Genomic DNA, 17,108 nt, shown 5'->3' with positions numbered 1-17,108 from the left:
CACCATCGGCGCCACCTCGCTGGCGCAGGGCGCGTACGTCGTCGCGGCCCTGCTCTTCATCCTCTCCCTCGCAGGTCTGTCGAAGCACGAGACGGCGCGCGAGGGCAACGTCTTCGGCATGATCGGCATGGGCCTTGCCCTCGTCGCCACGCTCTACCTGTCCCTGCGGGATGCGTTCTGGGGCAACGTCGTCGCCGTCGTCGTGGCCATCGCGATCGGTGCGGCCGTCGGCATCTGGCGTGCGCGCCGCGTCGAGATGACGGGCATGCCCGAGCTCATCGCGCTACTGCACTCCTTCGTCGGTGCCGCGGCCGTGCTCGTCGGCGTCAACACCTACCTCGAGACGCCCGAGGGGATCGACGGGGTGCACTCGGTCGAGATCTTCCTCGGCGTCTTCATCGGTGCCGTCACGCTGACCGGCTCGATCGTCGCCTTCCTCAAGCTGTCGGCCCGGATGCCGAGCACACCGCTCATGCTGCCCCGTCGCCACCTGCTCAACCTGGCGGCGCTCGTCGTCTCGGCCGCGCTGCTCGTGTGGTTCGTGGCCACGCCGTCGATCGTGCCGCTGCTGCTCATGCTGCTCGTCGCGCTCGCCTTCGGGTGGCACCTCGTCGCCTCCATCGGCGGCGGCGACATGCCGGTCGTCGTGTCGATGCTCAACAGCTACTCCGGCTGGGCCGCGGCCGCGGCGGGCTTCATGCTCGGCAACGACCTGCTCATCGTCACCGGCGCGCTCGTCGGCAGCTCGGGCGCCTACCTCTCGTACATCATGTGCAAGGCGATGAACCGCTCGTTCGTCTCGGTCATCGCGGGCGGGTTCGGCTCCGACGGCGCGGTGTCCGACTCCGACGTCGACTACGGCGAGCACCGCGAGACCAGTGCCGTCGAGGTCGCCGACCTGCTCAAGGACGCCTCCTCGGTCGTCATCACGCCGGGCTACGGCATGGCCGTCGCGCAGGCGCAGTACCCCGTCGCCGACCTCACGGCCAAGCTGCGTGAGCGGGGCATCGACGTCCGCTTCGGGATCCACCCCGTCGCCGGCCGCCTGCCGGGGCACATGAACGTGCTGCTCGCCGAGGCCAAGGTGCCGTACGACATCGTGCTCGAGATGGACGAGATCAACGACGACCTCGCCTCGACCGACGTCGTGCTCGTCATCGGCGCCAACGACACCGTCAACCCGGCCGCCGCCGAGGACCCGACCTCGCCCATCGCCGGCATGCCGGTGCTCCAGGTCTGGAACGCCCGCGACGTCGTCGTCTTCAAGCGGTCGATGAACGCCGGGTACGCCGGGGTGCAGAACCCGCTCTTCTTCCGTGACAACAGCGCCATGCTCTTCGGCGACGCCAAGGAGCGGGTCGAGGACATCATCCGCGCCCTCTGACGCACGGCGGCCCGGACGCGGGACTCACGGGTCCCGGTGCCGGGGCTGACGAGCCGAGGTCGCGGCCGGACTCGAGCCGCCGGAGCACCCCGCCCCAGCATCACCCGCCCCAGCTTCGCCGAACGAACCGTTCGAGGTCGAACTGGGTGCCGGGTCTCGAACTCGCCGGTGCACCGGTGAGTTCGGCGGTTTGGCTGTGGTTGGACCTCGAACGATTGGTTCGACCGGGTCGCAGGGCTTGCAGGCCCCTCGACGCCACCCGGAGGCGGTCAGACGGCCCGGGACCTCCACCGGGTCAGGGCCTTCTCGACCTTGGCCCTGACCCGTTCGGGCTGGTGTACCTCGGCCCAGGTCACCCGCACCATCTCGTACCCGAGGTCGCGGATGCGGTCCTCCCGACGCTTCTCGGCGAACAGGAGCCGCTGCGCGTCATCCTCGGATGCCGCGGAGTACTTCGAGCGACCGTCGAACTCCACCAGCACCCGGGTGCCGTCGATGACGAAGTCGGTCTGCTCCGGGCCGCCGTTCTTGCCCTGGGTGCCCGGCTCGAACTGCGGCGTGAACGAGTAGCCCAGCCCTCGCAGCACAAAGGCGGTCAGTGTCTCGCCGGGGGACTGGTGCCGAGCGTCGAACCATCCGGCCGCTGCCCGGGCCCGCGTGAGACCCCGCTGCCCGCGGAGGGCGTCGACGGCGGCGGTCAGCTGGCCGGCATCCACCATTCTCAAGCGCAGGGCGGCGTCGCCGGCGACGAGCATCGAGCGCACGTCACGGAGCCCGACCTGGACCACGGCCAGGGCCGGGTGGACGGTCGTGACCCAGGCGGTAAGCCGAGGGTTGGCGACCTCCTCGTGAACGTGGACGCGGCTGTAGGAGCGGAAGTCAGGCTTGTCGCCCCTCCACATGAGCTGGACCGTGCCGAGGTCCAGCGCGACGTCGGGCAGCCCGAGCCGGATGACGGCCGAGCCGTGGGACGCGACGACGTGGCCGCCGTACTCCTGCAGGAGTGCCGTCGTGCGCAGAAGGTGGTGGTCGCGTGGTGTCGTGGGCGCCCGGGTGGAGTACCAGCCGCGGCACAGCGGGAAAGCCTGCCCGGCGGCCACGGCGCGGCGCAGCGACGAGCTGTCGATGCCGAAGGCGCGCGCCTTGGCGGCTGCGAAGACGCCGTCGCGAGCGATGAGCGCCAGGTCCATGACGCCCATGGTGGACCGCATCGGGCGTCTCGCGCCGAGGCCCTGTGGACAACGGGTCCGGGGCTACCTCGCCGAACGAACCGTTCGAGGCCGAACGCGGTGCAGGGTGCCGAACGCTTCGGTGCACCAACGAGTTGGAGGGCCAACCGTGAGTTCGACCCCGAACGGTTCGTTCGAGGCAGCAGTCCGGCGGGCGAAGACCTGGTGCGGGCCTGCGGCGGGAGGAGAGCCTCTCACGCCGAACGCGCCGGCCCTCGTGGGCCGACGCGTTCGGGTGGTGCGGGATTCAGGCGGTGGCGCGGATGCCGGGTGGCCGGCTCAGCGCTCGGACATGACCTCGGGCGACCCCTGGGGTCCGGGTCCGGCCTGGTCCTCGCCGTTCTCGAGCTTGCTGTGCTTGCGCGAGTAGGCGAAGTAGATGAGGAAGCCGAGCGCCATCCAGACGACGAAGCGGATCCACGTCTCGACCGACAGGTTGAGGATCAGGTAGAAGCACATCAGCGCCGACAGGTACGGGATGAACGGGCTGCCCGGCACCTTGAACGCCCGCTTGAGGTCGGGGCGACGCTTGCGCAGGATCGGGATGGCGAGCGAGACGAGCAGGAAGGCGGTCAGCGTGCCGATGTTGACCATCTCCTCCAGCTTGCCGATCGGCGTGAAGGCGGCGATGAGGGCGACGACGCCACCGATGATGAGGGTCAGCCGCACCGGTGTGCCGGTCGTGGGGCTGGTGCGACCGAGCTTCTCCGGGAGCAGGTGGTCACGGCTCATGGCGAACGTGACGCGGGTCGCGCCGATCATGAGCGTCATGACGACGGTCGTCAGACCGGCGACGGCGCCCGCGGAGATGAGGGTGGCGTAGCCGTCCTTGCCCACCGCGGTGAAGGCGGAGGCGAGCGCGGCGTCGGGGTCGATCTCGGTGTACTTCTGCATGCCCGTCAGCACGAGGGTGACGGCGACGTAGAGCACCGTGCAGATCGCCAGCGACCCGAGGATGCCGCGGGGCAGGTCACGCTGCGGGTTCTTGGCCTCCTCCGCCGTGGTGGCCACGACGTCGAAGCCGATGTAGGCGAAGAAGACGACCGCCGCACCCGACATGATGCCGAGGATGCCGAAGGTGACAGGCTCCATGCCGGTGATGGCCTGCAGCAGGGGCGTGGTCAGGCCCGAGGTGCTCTTGCCGGGCTCCGACGGCGGGATGAACGGGGTCCAGTTGTCACGGTTGATGAAGCCGATGCCGGCGAAGATGACGAACAGGACGATGAAGAGCTTGACGGCGACGAGCACGAGGTTGACGCGCATCGACTCCTTGATGCCCTTGGCGATGAGCAGCGTCAGCACGACGACGAGCACGAAGGCGGGCAGGTCGAACACCGAGCCCGGCGCGACGCCCGACGGCCACGTGACCCCCAGCTGGCCGAGCAGCGTGACGAAGTACTGCGACCACCCCTGCGCCACCACGGAGGCGCCGAGCATGAGCTCGAGCAGCAGGTCCCAGCCGATGATCCACGCGATGATCTCGCCGAGCGTGGCGTACGAGAACGTGTACGCCGACCCCGAGATGGGCACGGTCGAGGCGAACTCGGCGTAGCAGAGCGCCGCGAGGCCACAGACGACCGCGCCGAGGACGAAGGACAGGGCGATCGACGGCCCGGCGTACTGCTGGGCGGCACGGCCGGTGAGGGTGAAGATGCCGGCGCCGATGATGACGCCGATGCCGAACACCGTCAGGTCGAGGGCGCTCAGGTTCTTCTTGAGCTGGTGTTCGGAGTCGTCGGCCGAGGCCATCGAGGCCTCGATCGACTTCGTGCGGAAGATGCTCATACGAACCTCCGGCGGCTGGTCGGTCACGGGACGATTCCCACAACCTAGACCCGGGGCCGCCGCGGCGTCAGGGTCCGTGTCATGAAACGCCGTGTCGCCGTGTGGTGGTCGCGGCCGTGCCGTCGCCCTGCGTCCCCGAGTTCGGCCGGATGCCGGGCGTCCTCGTCCCGCGCCGTCGCGCCGTCAGCGACGGGCGGGGTTCACCACTGGTCGCGCTCGGTGATCGGCAGCGGTCCGGTGTCGGCCCCGCGCCGGCGGCGGCGAAGGTCCTCGCTCTCGTAGATGGACTCGCCCTCCTCGCGCCGCTGCACCGGCACGGCGCGCGAGTACGAGTCGAGGCGGTCCTGCAGCGGGTTGTGGACGGGCGGTACGTCGGGGTACCCGGGCTGCTCGTCGTGCCAGGCGTCCGCGAGCGGGTCGCGGTGCTCGGCGTACGGGGCGGACGCCGTCGGTCGTGACACGGGCCCGGTGGCGGGCCGCGAGGGGGACGCGTCACCGCGCCACCCGGCATCCACACCGTCGTCGTCACCGTCGCCGCCGTCGGGCCCGGCGTCGCCCCCGCGCCGGCCACGCCGGCCGTCGTCTTCACCCCGACCACGTCGCGGCGGCGCCACGACGTCACGGTCGTCGAGGTCATCGACGTCGTCGGCCAGGTCGAGGGGCGGCGGCACGATGTGGAAGATCTCGGCGCAGATGAGCCGGTAGGTGCGGTCGGGGTCGGGCACCCAGTTGACGACGCGCAGGGCCTGGTCCTGGCCGGCGCTCTCCATGACGAAGCGGCCGAACCCGACCAGCTGGCCGACGATGCTGCGCTCGTAGCTCATGTCGGTGACCTTCGACAGCGGCATCATCGCGACCTTGTGCGTGATGAGGCCGTAGCGCAGCAGCAGCCGCTTGTCGGTGGCGACGAACCAGTTGTGGTACCAGTCGGTCAGCACCCAGAGCAGCCGCACGACGACGGCGAGGAAGCCCCACCAGAACACGGTGCCGATGACCTGGGTCGACTGCGTGACGTTGGCGTCGACGACGAGGGCGACGACGAGGGCGGCCACCGTCGACAGCACGGGCTCGGTCAGCTTCGCCCAGTGCATGTGCACGGCGACGACGAGGTTCTCACCGGGCAGCAGGATCGGCCCCAGCCCGGCCGGGACCTCGTCGGCCTGCCGCCTGCCCGCCACGTCAGCCCGTCACGCCGCGACCGCTCAGCGGTTGAGCAGCGAGTTGAAGAAGACGATGATCGCGTCGAACCCGTCGACGATGACGCCCCAGATGTTCATGACGATGTCGGCGGCCTTGGTCGGCGACTGGAACACGGCGTACACGAAGAACACGAGCACGATGATGAGGATGACCTTGCGGGCTTTGGCCATCGGTCTCGGGCTCCTCCGGTGTCGGGCTGCGCAGGACGGTCCCAGGGCACAGCGATGGTGACAGTGTGCCGCACGTGGCGCCTGTGACTCGACAGGGCGATGGGTGTGTCGACCGGATGCCGCCCGCCCGCCTCGTGCGCGCGGCCCGCGTCGGTATCGTCGGCGCCATGACGACCCCGCCGGACGGTCTGCGTTCGGCCCTCGACGCCGCGCTGGCGGCGGTCCCCTCCCGCGAGCTGGCCGACGCCACGGCCGCGCTCGTGGCCCGGTACCGCGACGTGCGCCCGGCCGGGTCGCCCATCCTCACCACCGCGACCCAGGTCGCCGCCTACGCGGCCTACCGGATGCCGGCCACGCACGCCGCGCTGCGACGGGTCCTGCGCGACGTGGCCCAGCACCTGCCGGAGACGGCGACGCCCCGGTCGGTGCTCGACCTCGGGGGCGGCACCGGTGCCGCGGCCTGGGCGGCCGCCGAGGTCTGGGGCGACCTCGAGTCGGTCACCGTGCTCGACCAGGTCGAGCCGGCGCTCGCCCTGGGCCGCCGGCTCGTTGCCGGTGCCCCGGGCGCCCTCGGACGGGCACGCTTCGACCGGGCCCTCGCCGGGGCGTGGCCGGCGGACGGCGCCGACCTCGTGACCGTCTCGTACGTGCTCAGCGAGCTGACCGGCATCCAGCAGGAACGCCTCGTCGACGACGCCATGGCGCGGGGGCGGGTGGTCGTCGTCGTGGAGCCGGGTACGCCGGACGGGTACCGGCGGGTGCTCGACGCGCGGGGCCGGCTGCTCGCCTCCGGCTGGTCGCTGCTCGGCCCGTGCCCCCACGAGGCGCGCTGCCCCCTCGTCGGCTCGGACTGGTGCCACTTCGCGGCACGCGTCAACCGCAGCGCGGAGCACCGGCGCATCAAGGGCGGGACCCTGTCATACGAGGACGAGAAGTTCTCGTGGGTGGCGGCCGTCGCCCCGGATGTCGCTGTGCCGCAACAGGACCGGGGGCGCGTGCTGCGACACCCGTTGAAGCGCAAGGGGCTCGTCGAGCTGACGCTCTGCCGACCAGACGGATCCGCCGGCCGTGACGTCGTGAGCAAGCGCGCGGGGGAGCGCTACCGGCTCGCCCGCGACGTGGCGTGGGGCGACGAGCTGCCCCTCGCCTGAACGGTTTCCGTCAGACGACGCCGTAGAGGCGGTCGCCGGCGTCACCGAGCCCGGGCACGATGTAGCCCTTCTCGTCGAGGCGCTCGTCGACCGTGCCGACGACGACCTTGACCGGGATGTCGGTCGACGCCAGCTCGCTCTCGAGGTGGGCGATGCCCTCTGGCGCCGCGAGCAGGCACACGACGGTGATGTCGCGCGCGCCCTTGCCGGCGAGGTAGTCGACCGCCATGACGAGGGTGTTGCCGGTGGCGAGCATCGGGTCGACGATGAAGACCTGGCGACCGGTGAGGTCGTCGGGCAGGCGGTTGGCGTACGTCGTGACCTCGAGGGTGTCCTCGTCGCGCACCATGCCGAGGAAGCCCACCTCGGCGCTCGGCAGCAGCTTGACCATGCCGTCGAGCATGCCGAGGCCGGCGCGCAGGATGGGCACGATGATCGGCTTGGGGTTGGCCAGCTTGATGCCGGTCGTCGCGGCGACGGGCGTCTCGATCTCGATGGGCTCGACGCGCACCTCGCGGGTGGCCTCGTAGGCGAGGAGGGTGACGAGCTCCTCGGCGAGACGCCGGAACGTCGGGCTGTCGGTCCGCTTGTCGCGCAGGTACGTCAGCTTGTGGGCGATGAGCGGGTGGTCTGCGACGTGGACGTCCATGGGTGGAAACTTAGCGCGTGACCCCTGGCCCCCGGACCCCTGACGAGACCGCGTACGCCGTATGGCTGGGGGAGGCCTTCGCCCAGGCGCAGGAGGCGCTCGCCGGCGAGGACGTCCCGGTGGGTGCGGTCGTCGTCGACGCGGACGGCGACGTCGTCGGGCGGGGCCGCAACGCCCGCGAGCGGCTCGGTGACCCCACGGCCCACGCCGAGGTGGTCGCACTGCGCGACGCCGCCGCCTCGCTCGGTGCGTGGCGGCTCGACGGTTGCACCCTCGTCGTCACCCTCGAGCCGTGCGTCATGTGCGCGGGCGCGGCCATGGCGGCGCGGGTCTCGCGCGTCGTCTTCGCGGCCTGGGACGCCAAGGCGGGTGCGTGCGGCTCGGTCTGGGACCTCACCCGCGACCCCCTGTCTCTGCACCGCGTCGAGGTCGTCGGCGGCATCCGCGAACGGGAGTCGGCCGACCTGCTGGGCGATTTCTTCGCCGGCCGCAGGCTCCGGTAAGGTCTCCTCTCGGTGGCGTGTCCGAGCGGCCTAAGGAGCACGCCTCGAAAGCGTGTGTGGGGGTAACTCCACCGTGGGTTCAAATCCCACCGCCACCGCCAGCTCGATGCCTTCGCATCGCCGACGAGCCGGGCCCACCCGCGTGTGGGCCCGGCTCTCGTCGTCTCACCGACCACACGCCGGATGCCGGTGGGCCGGCACGCCCGGGGCCGCCGGTATCAGCGCGGGGTGGCCGCGCCTCTGTCGTCACGGGTCACGAACGACCCGTGACGAAAGGGGAAGTCATGGCGAGCAAGGTCTGCTTCGACCTGCCTGACGGCAGGCGGGTGTGCATCCCGTTGTACGTGGAGGTCCAGCGGAAGTGGCCCTGGCCGGGCCCGGACCCCGACCCGGGGCCGTACCGCTTCTCGGACCTCTTCGACCCCCGGGTCATCCCGACCATCGAGATCGACGGTGAGCCGGCGCGGTGGGCGCAGGACGTCGCCCGGCTGTCCGCGGTCGCCGACATCGTCTCCACCGTCGAGGACGACACCGTCCGCGACGTGCTGCAGTCGCAGGTGCAGGACCTCGGGCGGCAGCTGGCCAAGGCCGTCGAGGGCGCCGAGGTGCACCTCGGTCGCTGAGCCGGACGCCGGACGGTGGCGGCCGGAGGGGTGGTGAAGGGAATGGGCCCCCAGGGGGGCGCGAACCCTTCACCACCCCTGTCGCGTCGCGGGGCCCAGACGCCGTGCGGGCCGGATGCCGGTGGGCCGCGTCACCCGGGTGAGCGGCCCCCCGCCGTGGTGGCCGTGCTGGCAGGATGTGCGCCATGACGACCGAGGTCCCGCTCAGCGTGCGAACCCCCTCCCTGCTGGGGGAGTTCGTGCGCGCCAGACGGCACGAGATCGCGCCGGAGGAGGTCGGCATCCGCCGCGACAAGGGGCGCCGGCGGGTGGGTCTGAGCCGCACCGAGGTGGCCGAGCTGGCCAACATCTCGGTGGCCTACTACGACCTCATCGAGCGGGGGCGGGACCTGCACCCGAGCCGGTCGGTCATCGACGGGCTCGCCCGAGCGCTGCGCCTGACGGCCGACGAGCGCACGCACCTGCACGCGCTCGCGAGCGGCGACACACCGCGCCTGGGCAGCGAACCCGAAATGCTGACGGACGAGCTCGAAGAGCTGCTCGACGCCATCGACCCCAACCCGGCCTACGTCGTCGGCGCCCGGTGGGACGTGCTCGGGGCCAACCACACCGCCCGTCAGCTCTTCAGCGACTGGGAGGGCCGGCGCCGGAAGCACGAGCGCAACCTGCTCTGGTACTACTGCTGCGACCCGGCGGCGCGCTCCCTCTTCGTCGACTGGGAGCAGGAGGCGGCCGACCAGCTCGCGCTCTTCCGCGAGGCCTACGCCCGCCACCCTGACGACCCCGGCTTCAGCGCGCTGCTCGACCAGGTCTTCGCCGACAACCCCGCCGCCGTCGACTGGTGGGAACGGCACGACACCGACCCGACCCGCGGTCGTACCAAGCGGATCCGTCTCGACAGCGGCGAGGTGGTCAAGCTCGTCCAGCTCGTCATGCTCGTCAGCGACACCCCCGACATCCGCGTCATCAGCTACTTCGCCGATGCCGACGGCGACCCCGACGGCGTCGACCCCGACGAGCTCGACGACCTGGACGAGCTCGACGAGATCTGAGCCGGCGTCACGAGGGCCGCGACCCGGCATCCGGGTACGTGGCCCTGTGGGCCGGGGTCACACCGATCGCCGAGGGATCCCTCGGGGCCACCACGACCACACGATGACCACCACGATGACCACCACGATGACGGGCGGACACATGCAGCAGCGGGTTCTCGGGCGCACGGGCGCGGAGGTGTCGGTCGTCGGGCTGGGCACGTGGCAGCTGGGCGCCGACTGGGGCGAGGTGTCGGATGCCGACGCGCTCGCCGTGCTCGAGGCGTCGGCCGACGCGGGGGTGACGTTCTTCGACACCGCGGACGTCTACGGTGACGGGCGCAGCGAGCAGCTCATCGGGCGCTTCCTCGCCGGCCGGGGCGGGCCGGCATCCGGCATCACCGTCGCGACGAAGATGGGCCGGCGCGTCGACCAGGTCGCCGAGAACTACACGGCCGAGAACTTCCGGGCCTGGACGGAGCGCTCGCGGCGCAACCTCGGGGTGGACACCCTCGACCTCGTGCAGCTGCACTGCCCCCCGAGCGACGTCTTCACCGACGACGCGGTCTTCGAGGCCCTCGACGAGCTCGTCGCGAGCGGCGCCGTGCGGCACTACGGCGTCAGCGTCGAGACCGTCGACCAGGCCCTGACCGCCATCGCCCGACCGAACGTCGCGACCGTGCAGATCATCGTCAACGCCTTCCGGCTCAAGCCGGTCGACGAGGTGCTGCCCGTCGCGGCCGAGGCCGGCGTCGGCATCATCGCGCGGGTCCCGCTCGCGTCGGGGCTGCTCACCGGCAAGTACGACCTCGACACGACCTTCGCCGCCGACGACCACCGCAGCTACAACCGCGACGGCAGCGCGTTCGACGTCGGCGAGACGTTCTCCGGCGTCGACTTCGAGACGGGGGTGCGGGCCTCTCGGGAGTTCGCCGACCTCGTCCGCGCCGAGGCGCCCGAAGGCACGACGCCGGCGCAGGCGGCCATCGCCTGGCTCGCGCAGCAGCCGCAGGTGTCGTCGGTCATCCCCGGCGCTCGCAACGTCGAGCAGGCCCGCGCCAACGCGGCTGCGGGCGAGATCGACGCTCTCGGAAAGGGATTCGACGGCGGTGTGCGCCGCATCTACGACAAGCACCTGCGCGAGAGCATCCACCCCCGCTGGTGACCCGGCGGGTGGGCCGCCCGTCCTTGGCCGTCCGTCGGCCTGTCCGTCGCCGTGAGCCGAACCGAGGACCGGAGCACCGTGTTCCATGAGGTACCGGCCCTGCCGGTCGTGCTCCCCGTCGCCCTCACGGCGTTCGTCGTGCTGCTTTGGCGTCTGCGGCGACGCGGACGGCTGACCGTGCCCCGCGCCGCCGTGGCCGCTGCGCTGTGCGTCTACCTGGGCGGGATCATCGCGAACACCGTGTTCCCCGTCTTCGTCGGGAAGACGGACAGGGACGTGCCGTGGTCGGCGTTCCTCGACCTGGCGCCACTGGCCGACTACGAGGTCTCCGACGCGCTGCTCAACGTCGCGCTCTTCGTCCCGCTCGGGATGCTGGTGTCCCTCGTGCTCACGAGGCCCTCGTGGTGGCGCGTGTTGTCGGTCACGGCCGTGACCAGCCTGGCCATCGAGACGACCCAGTACGTCGCCGCGAACGTGCTGGGCGGCGGTCACATCGCCGACGTCGACGACCTCGCCTCGAACGTGGTCGGCGGCGCGGTGGGCTACGTGCTGCTGTCGACGGCGACCCGTATCCCCGCGGTGCGCGGACTGGTCGACCGGTTTCGTTGGCGTTGAGAACCGGACACCTCTCCGGCTGCGAGCATCCCTGCCCTGTCAGCGCTTTCGCGTGCCGAAGATGCTGCGTGTGATCTCGCGGCCGAGCACCGTGCCGGCCGACCGCAGCATCGACTTGAAGGCCGAGCTGCCGGCGACCTGGGCGATGAGGCCGGGCTCCTCCTTGGGCGCGCGGGCGGGCTTGGGCTCGGCGGCCGTCGGAGCGGGCTCCTGGGCCGGTGTGGCCGGCGCGTCCGCCGGGGTCTGCGCCTCCAGGCGCTTGGTCAGCAGCTCGTAGGCCGACTCGCGGTCGACGACGTCGGCGTACTTGGCCTTGAGCGGGGAGTCGGCCACGAGGGCGTCGAGGGTGGCCTGGGGCGAGGGGTCCATGAGCGAGTTCGGCGCCTTCATGCGCGTCCACGCGACCGGCGTCGGCACGCCCTTGGCCGAGAGCACCGTCACGACGGCCTCGCCGGTGCCGAGGCTGGTGAGCAGCTTCTGCATGTCGTACTCGGTGTGCGGGTAGGTCGCGATGGCCTGCTTGAGGGCCTTGGCGTCGTCGGGGGTGAAGGCGCGCAGGGCGTGCTGCACGCGGTTGCCGAGCTGGGCCAGCACCCCCGAGGGGACGTCCTTCGGCGACTGCGTGACGAAGAAGACTCCGACGCCCTTGCTGCGGATGAGTCGGACGGTCTGCTCGATCGAGTCGAGGAACGCCTTGCTCGCGTCGTTGAAGAGCAGGTGCGCCTCGTCGAAGAAGAAGACGAGCTTGGGCTTGTCGACGTCGCCCTCCTCCGGTAGGTCGTGGAAGAGGTCGGCGAGCAGCCACATGAGGAAGGTCGAGAAGAGCTGGGGGCGGTCCTGCACCCCGGGCAGCTCGAGGCACGAGACGATCCCGCGACCGTCGGAGGCCGTGCGCAGCAGGTCGGAGGTGTCGAACTCGGGCTCACCGAAGAAGGCGTCGGCCCCCTGGTCCTGGAACGTGATGAGGTTGCGCAGGATGACGCCGGCCGTCGCGCTCGACAGGCCACCGAGCTCCTTGAGGTCGGCCTTGCCCTCGTCGCTCGTCAGGTGGCTGATGACCGCCCGCAGGTCCTTGAGGTCGAGTAGCGCCAGGCCGTTCTTGTCGGCGTAGTGGAAGATGAGGCCGAGGCTGCTCTCCTGGGTCGCGTTGAGCCCCAGCACCTTCGCCAGCAGCGTGGGCCCGAAGCTCGTGATGGTCGAGCGGATCGAGATGCCGGTTCCCTTGCCGCCCAACGTGTAGAGCTCGACGGGGTAGCCCGACGCGGTCCACGGCATCCCGACGTCGGTGGCGCGCTCGGTGATCTTGTCGCCGCTCTCGCCCGGGGTCGCGATGCCGGAGAGGTCGCCCTTCATGTCGGCGAGGAACACCGGGACGCCCTGCTCGCTCAGCTGCTCGGCCATGAGCTGCAGCGTCTTCGTCTTGCCGGTGCCGGTGGCGCCCGCGACGAGGCCGTGGCGGTTGAGCACGCTGAGCGGGATCTGCACGGGGGCGTCGGCATACGCCGTGCCGTCGATGACAGCGGCGCCGAGCTTGAGCACGCCGTCGGAGCTCGCGTAGCCGTCGCGGATCTCGTCGATCTGGGACCTGGTTGCCGGTGCGTCAGTCACCTCTCGCACTGTAGTCGTCGGGCCCTGCGCAGCGGTGTCTATGCTGTCCGGCGTGATCTTCAAGGCCGTCGGCGACTCCCGCCCGTACCCCGACCACGGCGTCGAGAGCACGAAGGACTGGTCGAACGTCTCACCCCGGGTGGTCCAGCTCGGCGACCTCATCACGACGAAGGCCACGCTCGACCTGCGTGACCTGCTCGCCGACGACTCGACCTTCTACGGCGACCTCTTCCCGCACTGTGTCGAGTGGGAGGGGCAGCTCTACCTCGAGGACGGTCTGCACCGGGCCCTGCGCGCGGCCCTGGCCGGACGCCCGGTGTTGCACGCCCGCGTTCTCGTGCTCGACTGACGTACCCTCGGTCTCGACCGGGAGGGTGGTGTGGGGCCGCCGTACCCGGCGGGACCCCCAGCCCGCCCCACCTGAGACCCCTCCGGACCGTCGGCGCCGCCGCCCGACGCGACGAGGCAAGGCGAGCGGATGACCCAGACCCAGGAACGCGAGGCCACCCCCTACCGGGTGCGCCGCCAACGACGGTCGACCATCGTCGTCATCGTGGTGCTGCTCGCACTCGCCGGCGCGTTCTACTACGCGTCGACCTACTTCCGCGACACCACGCCCCAGGCCGTGCCGTGCACGACGGTCGTCCCCGCCCCGGTACTGAAGCCGATCGACGTCACGCTCAACGTCTACAACGCAACCACCCGCAAGGGACTCGCCTCGAGCACCGCCAAGGTCGTGCGCGAGCGCGGGTTCAAGGTCAAGGCCGTCGCCAACGACCCGAAGAAGGCGAGCATCAAGCAGTCGGCGCAGATCCGTTTCGGGCCCTCGGGTGCCGCGTCCGCCCGGCTCGTCCAGTCGCGCGTCGCTGGTGCGGTGCTCGTCAACGACAAGCGCGCCGACGACAGCGTCGACCTCGTCCTCGGCAACGGTTTCAAGGCGATCCGGGCCGAGCCGCCCGCCGCGACCGCGACCTCCGGCGCCCCGATCTGCCCGACGGTCACCCCGTAGCCCGGATGCCGGTGGGCCCGGTCCGCCGCGGACATGACGGCCGGCGCGGGGCCGGCTGCCCGGCATCCGGCCGTCCACGAGCGGGCCACGGCCCGTTCGGCTTGAGACGAGGGCAGAGGCCGGTCCGCTCAGACGTCGGCCAGCGTGGCGACCATGAGGGCCTTGATGGTGTGCATGCGGTTCTCCGCCTGGTCGAAGACGACGGAGGCGGCCGACTCGAAGACGTCGTCGGTCACCTCGAGCTCCTTCAGGCCGAACTGCTCGTGCACCTGTCGCCCCACCTCGGTCTCGAGGTCGTGGTAGGCCGGGAGGCAGTGCATGAAGCGCACCTCGGGGTTGCCGGTCGCGGCGAGCAGCCCGGCGTTCACCTGGTAGCGCTGCAGCGTCTCGATGCGCTCGCCCCAGACCTCGGCGGGCTCGCCCATCGAGACCCAGACGTCGGTGTGCACGAAGTCGACCCTCCGCACGCCCTCGGCGACGTCGTCGGTCACGGTGACGCGCGAACCGGACTCTGCCGCAAGGCGACCGGCGAGGGCGACGACCTCGTCAGCCGGCCAGAGCGGCCGCGGCGCGACGATGCGCACGTCCATCCCGAGCAGGGCGCCGGTGACGAGCAGCGAGTTGCCCATGTTGAACCGGGCGTCGCCGACGTAGGCGAAGGAGATCTCGCCGTCGGGCTTGCCGGAGTGCTCGCGCATCGTCAGCATGTCGCACAGCGACTGCGTCGGGTGCCAGTCGTCGGTCAGGCCGTTCCAGACGGGCACGCCCGACCACGCGCCGAACGTCTCGACGACGGCCTGCTCCGTGCCCCGGTACTGGATGCCGTCGTAGAACCGCCCGAGCACGCGCGCGGTGTCCTTGGCCGACTCCTTGTGCCCGATCTGGGTGCCGCTCGGCTCGAGCGTGGTCGTCGCCGCGCCCTGGTCGGCGGCGGCCACCTCGAAGGCGCAGCGGGTGCGGGTCGAGGTCTTCTCGAAGACGAGGGCGATGTTGCGCCGCTCGAGCAGGCGCGGCTCGCGCCGCTCACGCTTCGCCGTCTTGAGGGCGGCGGCGAGGTCGAGCAGGCCGCGGAACTCGTCGGCGGTCAGCTCGCTCTCGCGCAGCAGGTTGCGTCCGCGCAGCGACTCGACGCGGGCGAGCGCGTCGAGGACGGGCGAGGTGTCGGATGCGGTGACCGCGGACGTGCCGTCGCCGGCCTCCGCCGCCGTACCGTCACGGTCGTCGCCCGGGGTGCTGCCGGGGGTGCCGAGGGTGCCGGTGGTCCCAGTGGTCCCGGTGGTCGTGGTGGAGCCGTTCATCAGGCGATGCTGTCAGGTGGCCGCGCGGCGCGGCAACGCGGTCCGTGACGTGGGCCGCCGGTCCGGCAGGGAACGAGCGAGGGCCCCGTCGCCAGGGGCGAGCGGGGCCCTCGACGGGCGGAGGATGGGGGATTTGAACCCCCGAGGGTTTTATCCCAACACGATTTCCAATCGTGCGCACTAGGCCACTATGCGAATCCTCCGTGGGGGAGGCTACCGGAGGGCGTCCGGCGACAAGAAATCGCCCGGGCGGCCCACCCGCCGTCGACGCGTGCCGGGCGTCGTGGCCGGCACGCGCCACCGCCACCGCGGCCGGTCGGCCGGTTTCGCCCCGCGGCCCGACGGCGCATACACTCGTCGTCGGCACCCCGCGTGGTGGTACCTCTCCGAACTCCCCCAGGGCAGGAATGCAGCAAGGGTAGGAGGGCTCTTCCAGGTACGTGGGGTGTCCCCATGTCCGCCCGCTGTCGGTGGTGGTCCCCGTGTCGGTGCGCGGATGCCGGTGGGCCGGCCTCCCCGTCAGGGCGGCGGCGCCGTCGTGGTGCCGGGACGCAGCGACACCGGCTGCGTGACCGACCGCGGCCGTGACCCGGTCAGTCGTCGTCGCACGAGCTCGCCGAGCCGTCGGCCCTTCTCGCGACCCTGCTGGTCGACGGTCGTGATGCGGTGGGGGAGCCACGGCAGCTCGACGCCGTCGAACCCGGTGACGCTGAGGTCGTCGGGCACGCGCAGGCCGAGCTCCTCCGCCGCGACGATGACCCCGGCGGCGATGACGTCCGACTGTGCGACCACGGCGGTGGGGCGCCGTCCGGGCGGGACGTCGAGCAGCGCCCGACCGGCCAGGCGGCCGCCCTCGAACGACGAGCCGTCGCCGGTCTGCACCGCGGGAGCGTCGGGGCCGAAGACGTCGCGGTAGCCGAGCAGGCGACCGACCGACGGCACCGTGACCTGGTCGGGCGTCGCCTCCGCGTCGAGCACCGGCCCGGCCGTGCTCGACGGGTGCATCGGCAGCGCGACGTGGGCGACGCGGCGGTGGCCGAGGTCGTGGACGTGCTGCGCGACGAGCACGCCGGCGGCTCGCTCGTCGATGCGCACCTGGGTGACCCGGCGGTCGCCCGGCACGCCCGTGCTGAACATGGGCACCCCGCGGGCCGCGAGGTGCTCGACCGCCGGGTTCTCGCCCGGCCCGCAGAGCGAGAAGACGACGGCGTCGAGGGCGAGGGGTGCGAGACGGGGGACGACCGAGGCGCCCTCGTCGGTGGGCTGGCCCACGAGCAGCATGCCCGCCGGCAGCTCCTCGAGGGCCTCGGCCAGGCCGTCGAGCACGGCGATGGCGAAGGGGTCACGGAAGGCGGTGCGCAGTCGGCCCTCGACGAGCACGGCCACCACGCCGGAGCGTCCCTGCCGCAGCGAGGCGGCGAGCGGGTTGGGGCCGGTGAAGCCGAGCGAGCCGGCCGCCGCCCGGACGCGCTCGGCCGTCGCGGTCGCCACCGGGCCCTTGCCGCTGAAGGCGAGGGAAGCCGTCGAGACCGACACACCGGCGGCGTCGGCGACGTCGCGCAGGGTGGGCCGGGTGGGTCGGGGTCGACCGCGGGTGGGCATGGGGCGAGTGTATCGAAACGATTCGAACCGAAACGATTCGAGCGCTACGCTTGACGCCAGTCGTGCGGCGTCCGGCGTCACCTGCC

The 17,108-nt window shown here is 71.7% G+C and carries 17 protein-coding genes, 2 tRNA genes and 1 other RNA gene; 11 read left to right on the top strand and 9 right to left on the bottom strand.

The window, feature by feature from the left end; all coding sequences use genetic code 11:
• The first annotated feature begins 4 nt into the window (after positions 1 to 4).
• Positions 5 to 1,384: a Re/Si-specific NAD(P)(+) transhydrogenase subunit beta gene (gene pntB, locus DFJ68_RS13125; protein ID WP_121035364.1), complete on the top strand. Its 1,380-nt coding sequence runs from the start codon at positions 5 to 7 to the stop codon at positions 1,382 to 1,384.
• Between the two features lie 269 nt (positions 1,385 to 1,653).
• Here pntB and DFJ68_RS13120 read toward each other — a convergent pair whose 3' ends face one another.
• From DFJ68_RS13120 to DFJ68_RS18330, 4 genes are all read right to left on the bottom strand, one after another.
• Complete coding sequence (locus DFJ68_RS13120) at positions 1,654 to 2,574, bottom strand: PDDEXK family nuclease (protein WP_147431581.1); 921 nt, start codon at positions 2,572 to 2,574, stop codon at positions 1,654 to 1,656.
• Between the two features lie 318 nt (positions 2,575 to 2,892).
• Complete coding sequence (locus DFJ68_RS13115; RefSeq protein WP_121033858.1) at positions 2,893 to 4,398, bottom strand: amino acid permease; 1,506 nt, start codon at positions 4,396 to 4,398, stop codon at positions 2,893 to 2,895.
• A 200-nt stretch (positions 4,399 to 4,598) separates the two neighbouring features.
• On the bottom strand, positions 4,599 to 5,576 hold the full coding sequence (locus DFJ68_RS13110; protein WP_245963642.1) for a PH domain-containing protein: 978 nt from the start codon (positions 5,574 to 5,576) through the stop codon (positions 4,599 to 4,601).
• A 24-nt stretch (positions 5,577 to 5,600) separates the two neighbouring features.
• Complete coding sequence (locus tag DFJ68_RS18330) at positions 5,601 to 5,768, bottom strand: hypothetical protein (protein ID WP_170165770.1); 168 nt, start codon at positions 5,766 to 5,768, stop codon at positions 5,601 to 5,603.
• Between the two features lie 167 nt (positions 5,769 to 5,935).
• On the opposite strand from DFJ68_RS18330, the gene DFJ68_RS13105 reads away from it, so the two are divergent.
• The gene (locus DFJ68_RS13105) at positions 5,936 to 6,919 is read left to right on the top strand and encodes a small ribosomal subunit Rsm22 family protein (protein ID WP_121035362.1); all 984 of its coding nucleotides are present in this window, start codon (positions 5,936 to 5,938) and stop codon (positions 6,917 to 6,919) included.
• A 10-nt stretch (positions 6,920 to 6,929) separates the two neighbouring features.
• Here DFJ68_RS13105 and upp read toward each other — a convergent pair whose 3' ends face one another.
• On the bottom strand, positions 6,930 to 7,568 hold the full coding sequence (upp, locus tag DFJ68_RS13100; protein ID WP_121033856.1) for a uracil phosphoribosyltransferase: 639 nt from the start codon (positions 7,566 to 7,568) through the stop codon (positions 6,930 to 6,932).
• A 17-nt stretch (positions 7,569 to 7,585) separates the two neighbouring features.
• Here upp and DFJ68_RS13095 point away from each other — a divergent pair, with 17 nt between their 5' ends.
• The 6 genes from DFJ68_RS13095 (at position 7,586) to DFJ68_RS13070 (ending at position 11,505) form a co-directional block, all read left to right on the top strand.
• Positions 7,586 to 8,071 carry a nucleoside deaminase gene (locus DFJ68_RS13095; protein WP_245963641.1) on the top strand — a complete coding sequence of 162 codons (486 nt, stop codon included), beginning with the start codon at positions 7,586 to 7,588 and terminating at the stop codon, positions 8,069 to 8,071.
• 11 nt (positions 8,072 to 8,082) lie between these two features.
• Positions 8,083 to 8,172: transfer RNA gene (locus DFJ68_RS13090), tRNA-Ser, on the top strand.
• Between the two features lie 165 nt (positions 8,173 to 8,337).
• Positions 8,338 to 8,694: a hypothetical protein gene (locus DFJ68_RS13085; RefSeq protein WP_211333362.1), complete on the top strand. Its 357-nt coding sequence runs from the start codon at positions 8,338 to 8,340 to the stop codon at positions 8,692 to 8,694.
• A 185-nt stretch (positions 8,695 to 8,879) separates the two neighbouring features.
• Entirely contained in the window at positions 8,880 to 9,746 is an 867-nt protein-coding gene (locus DFJ68_RS13080) for a helix-turn-helix transcriptional regulator (protein ID WP_170165769.1), read from the top strand.
• 142 nt (positions 9,747 to 9,888) lie between these two features.
• Positions 9,889 to 10,890: an aldo/keto reductase gene (locus tag DFJ68_RS13075; protein ID WP_121035360.1), complete on the top strand. Its 1,002-nt coding sequence runs from the start codon at positions 9,889 to 9,891 to the stop codon at positions 10,888 to 10,890.
• 78 nt (positions 10,891 to 10,968) lie between these two features.
• Complete coding sequence (locus tag DFJ68_RS13070; protein ID WP_121035359.1) at positions 10,969 to 11,505, top strand: VanZ family protein; 537 nt, start codon at positions 10,969 to 10,971, stop codon at positions 11,503 to 11,505.
• 39 nt (positions 11,506 to 11,544) lie between these two features.
• Here the strand turns inward: DFJ68_RS13070 and DFJ68_RS13065 are convergent, their stop codons facing one another.
• A complete protein-coding gene (locus DFJ68_RS13065; protein ID WP_420823660.1) occupies positions 11,545 to 13,122 on the bottom strand; it encodes a helicase HerA-like domain-containing protein in 1,578 nt (525 codons plus the stop codon).
• 43 nt (positions 13,123 to 13,165) lie between these two features.
• On the opposite strand from DFJ68_RS13065, the gene DFJ68_RS13060 reads away from it, so the two are divergent.
• Entirely contained in the window at positions 13,166 to 13,462 is a 297-nt protein-coding gene (locus DFJ68_RS13060) for a type II toxin-antitoxin system VapB family antitoxin (RefSeq protein WP_121035358.1), read from the top strand.
• 129 nt (positions 13,463 to 13,591) lie between these two features.
• Positions 13,592 to 14,122, top strand: a complete 531-nt coding sequence (locus DFJ68_RS13055) for a LytR C-terminal domain-containing protein (protein ID WP_121033848.1) — start codon at positions 13,592 to 13,594, stop codon at positions 14,120 to 14,122.
• 128 nt (positions 14,123 to 14,250) lie between these two features.
• On the opposite strand, the gene argF is transcribed toward DFJ68_RS13055, so the two are convergent.
• Positions 14,251 to 15,420 carry an ornithine carbamoyltransferase gene (gene argF, locus DFJ68_RS13050; protein WP_121033846.1) on the bottom strand — a complete coding sequence of 390 codons (1,170 nt, stop codon included), beginning with the start codon at positions 15,418 to 15,420 and terminating at the stop codon, positions 14,251 to 14,253.
• Between the two features lie 118 nt (positions 15,421 to 15,538).
• Positions 15,539 to 15,623: transfer RNA gene (locus tag DFJ68_RS13045), tRNA-Ser, on the bottom strand.
• Positions 15,624 to 15,779: 156 nt separating this feature from the next.
• Between DFJ68_RS13045 and ffs the strand changes: the two genes are divergently transcribed.
• Positions 15,780 to 15,878: signal recognition particle sRNA small type (gene ffs / locus DFJ68_RS13040), an RNA gene on the top strand.
• A 61-nt stretch (positions 15,879 to 15,939) separates the two neighbouring features.
• Here the strand turns inward: ffs and DFJ68_RS13035 are convergent.
• Positions 15,940 to 17,022: a LacI family DNA-binding transcriptional regulator gene (locus DFJ68_RS13035; protein WP_121033844.1), complete on the bottom strand. Its 1,083-nt coding sequence runs from the start codon at positions 17,020 to 17,022 to the stop codon at positions 15,940 to 15,942.
• Between the last annotated feature and the right edge of the window lie 86 nt (positions 17,023 to 17,108).

This window comes from Terracoccus luteus, from assembly GCF_003635045.1.
Taxonomy (GTDB): Bacteria; Actinomycetota; Actinomycetes; order Actinomycetales; family Dermatophilaceae; genus Terracoccus; species Terracoccus luteus.
This window is presented reverse-complemented; position numbering and strand designations above follow the sequence as displayed.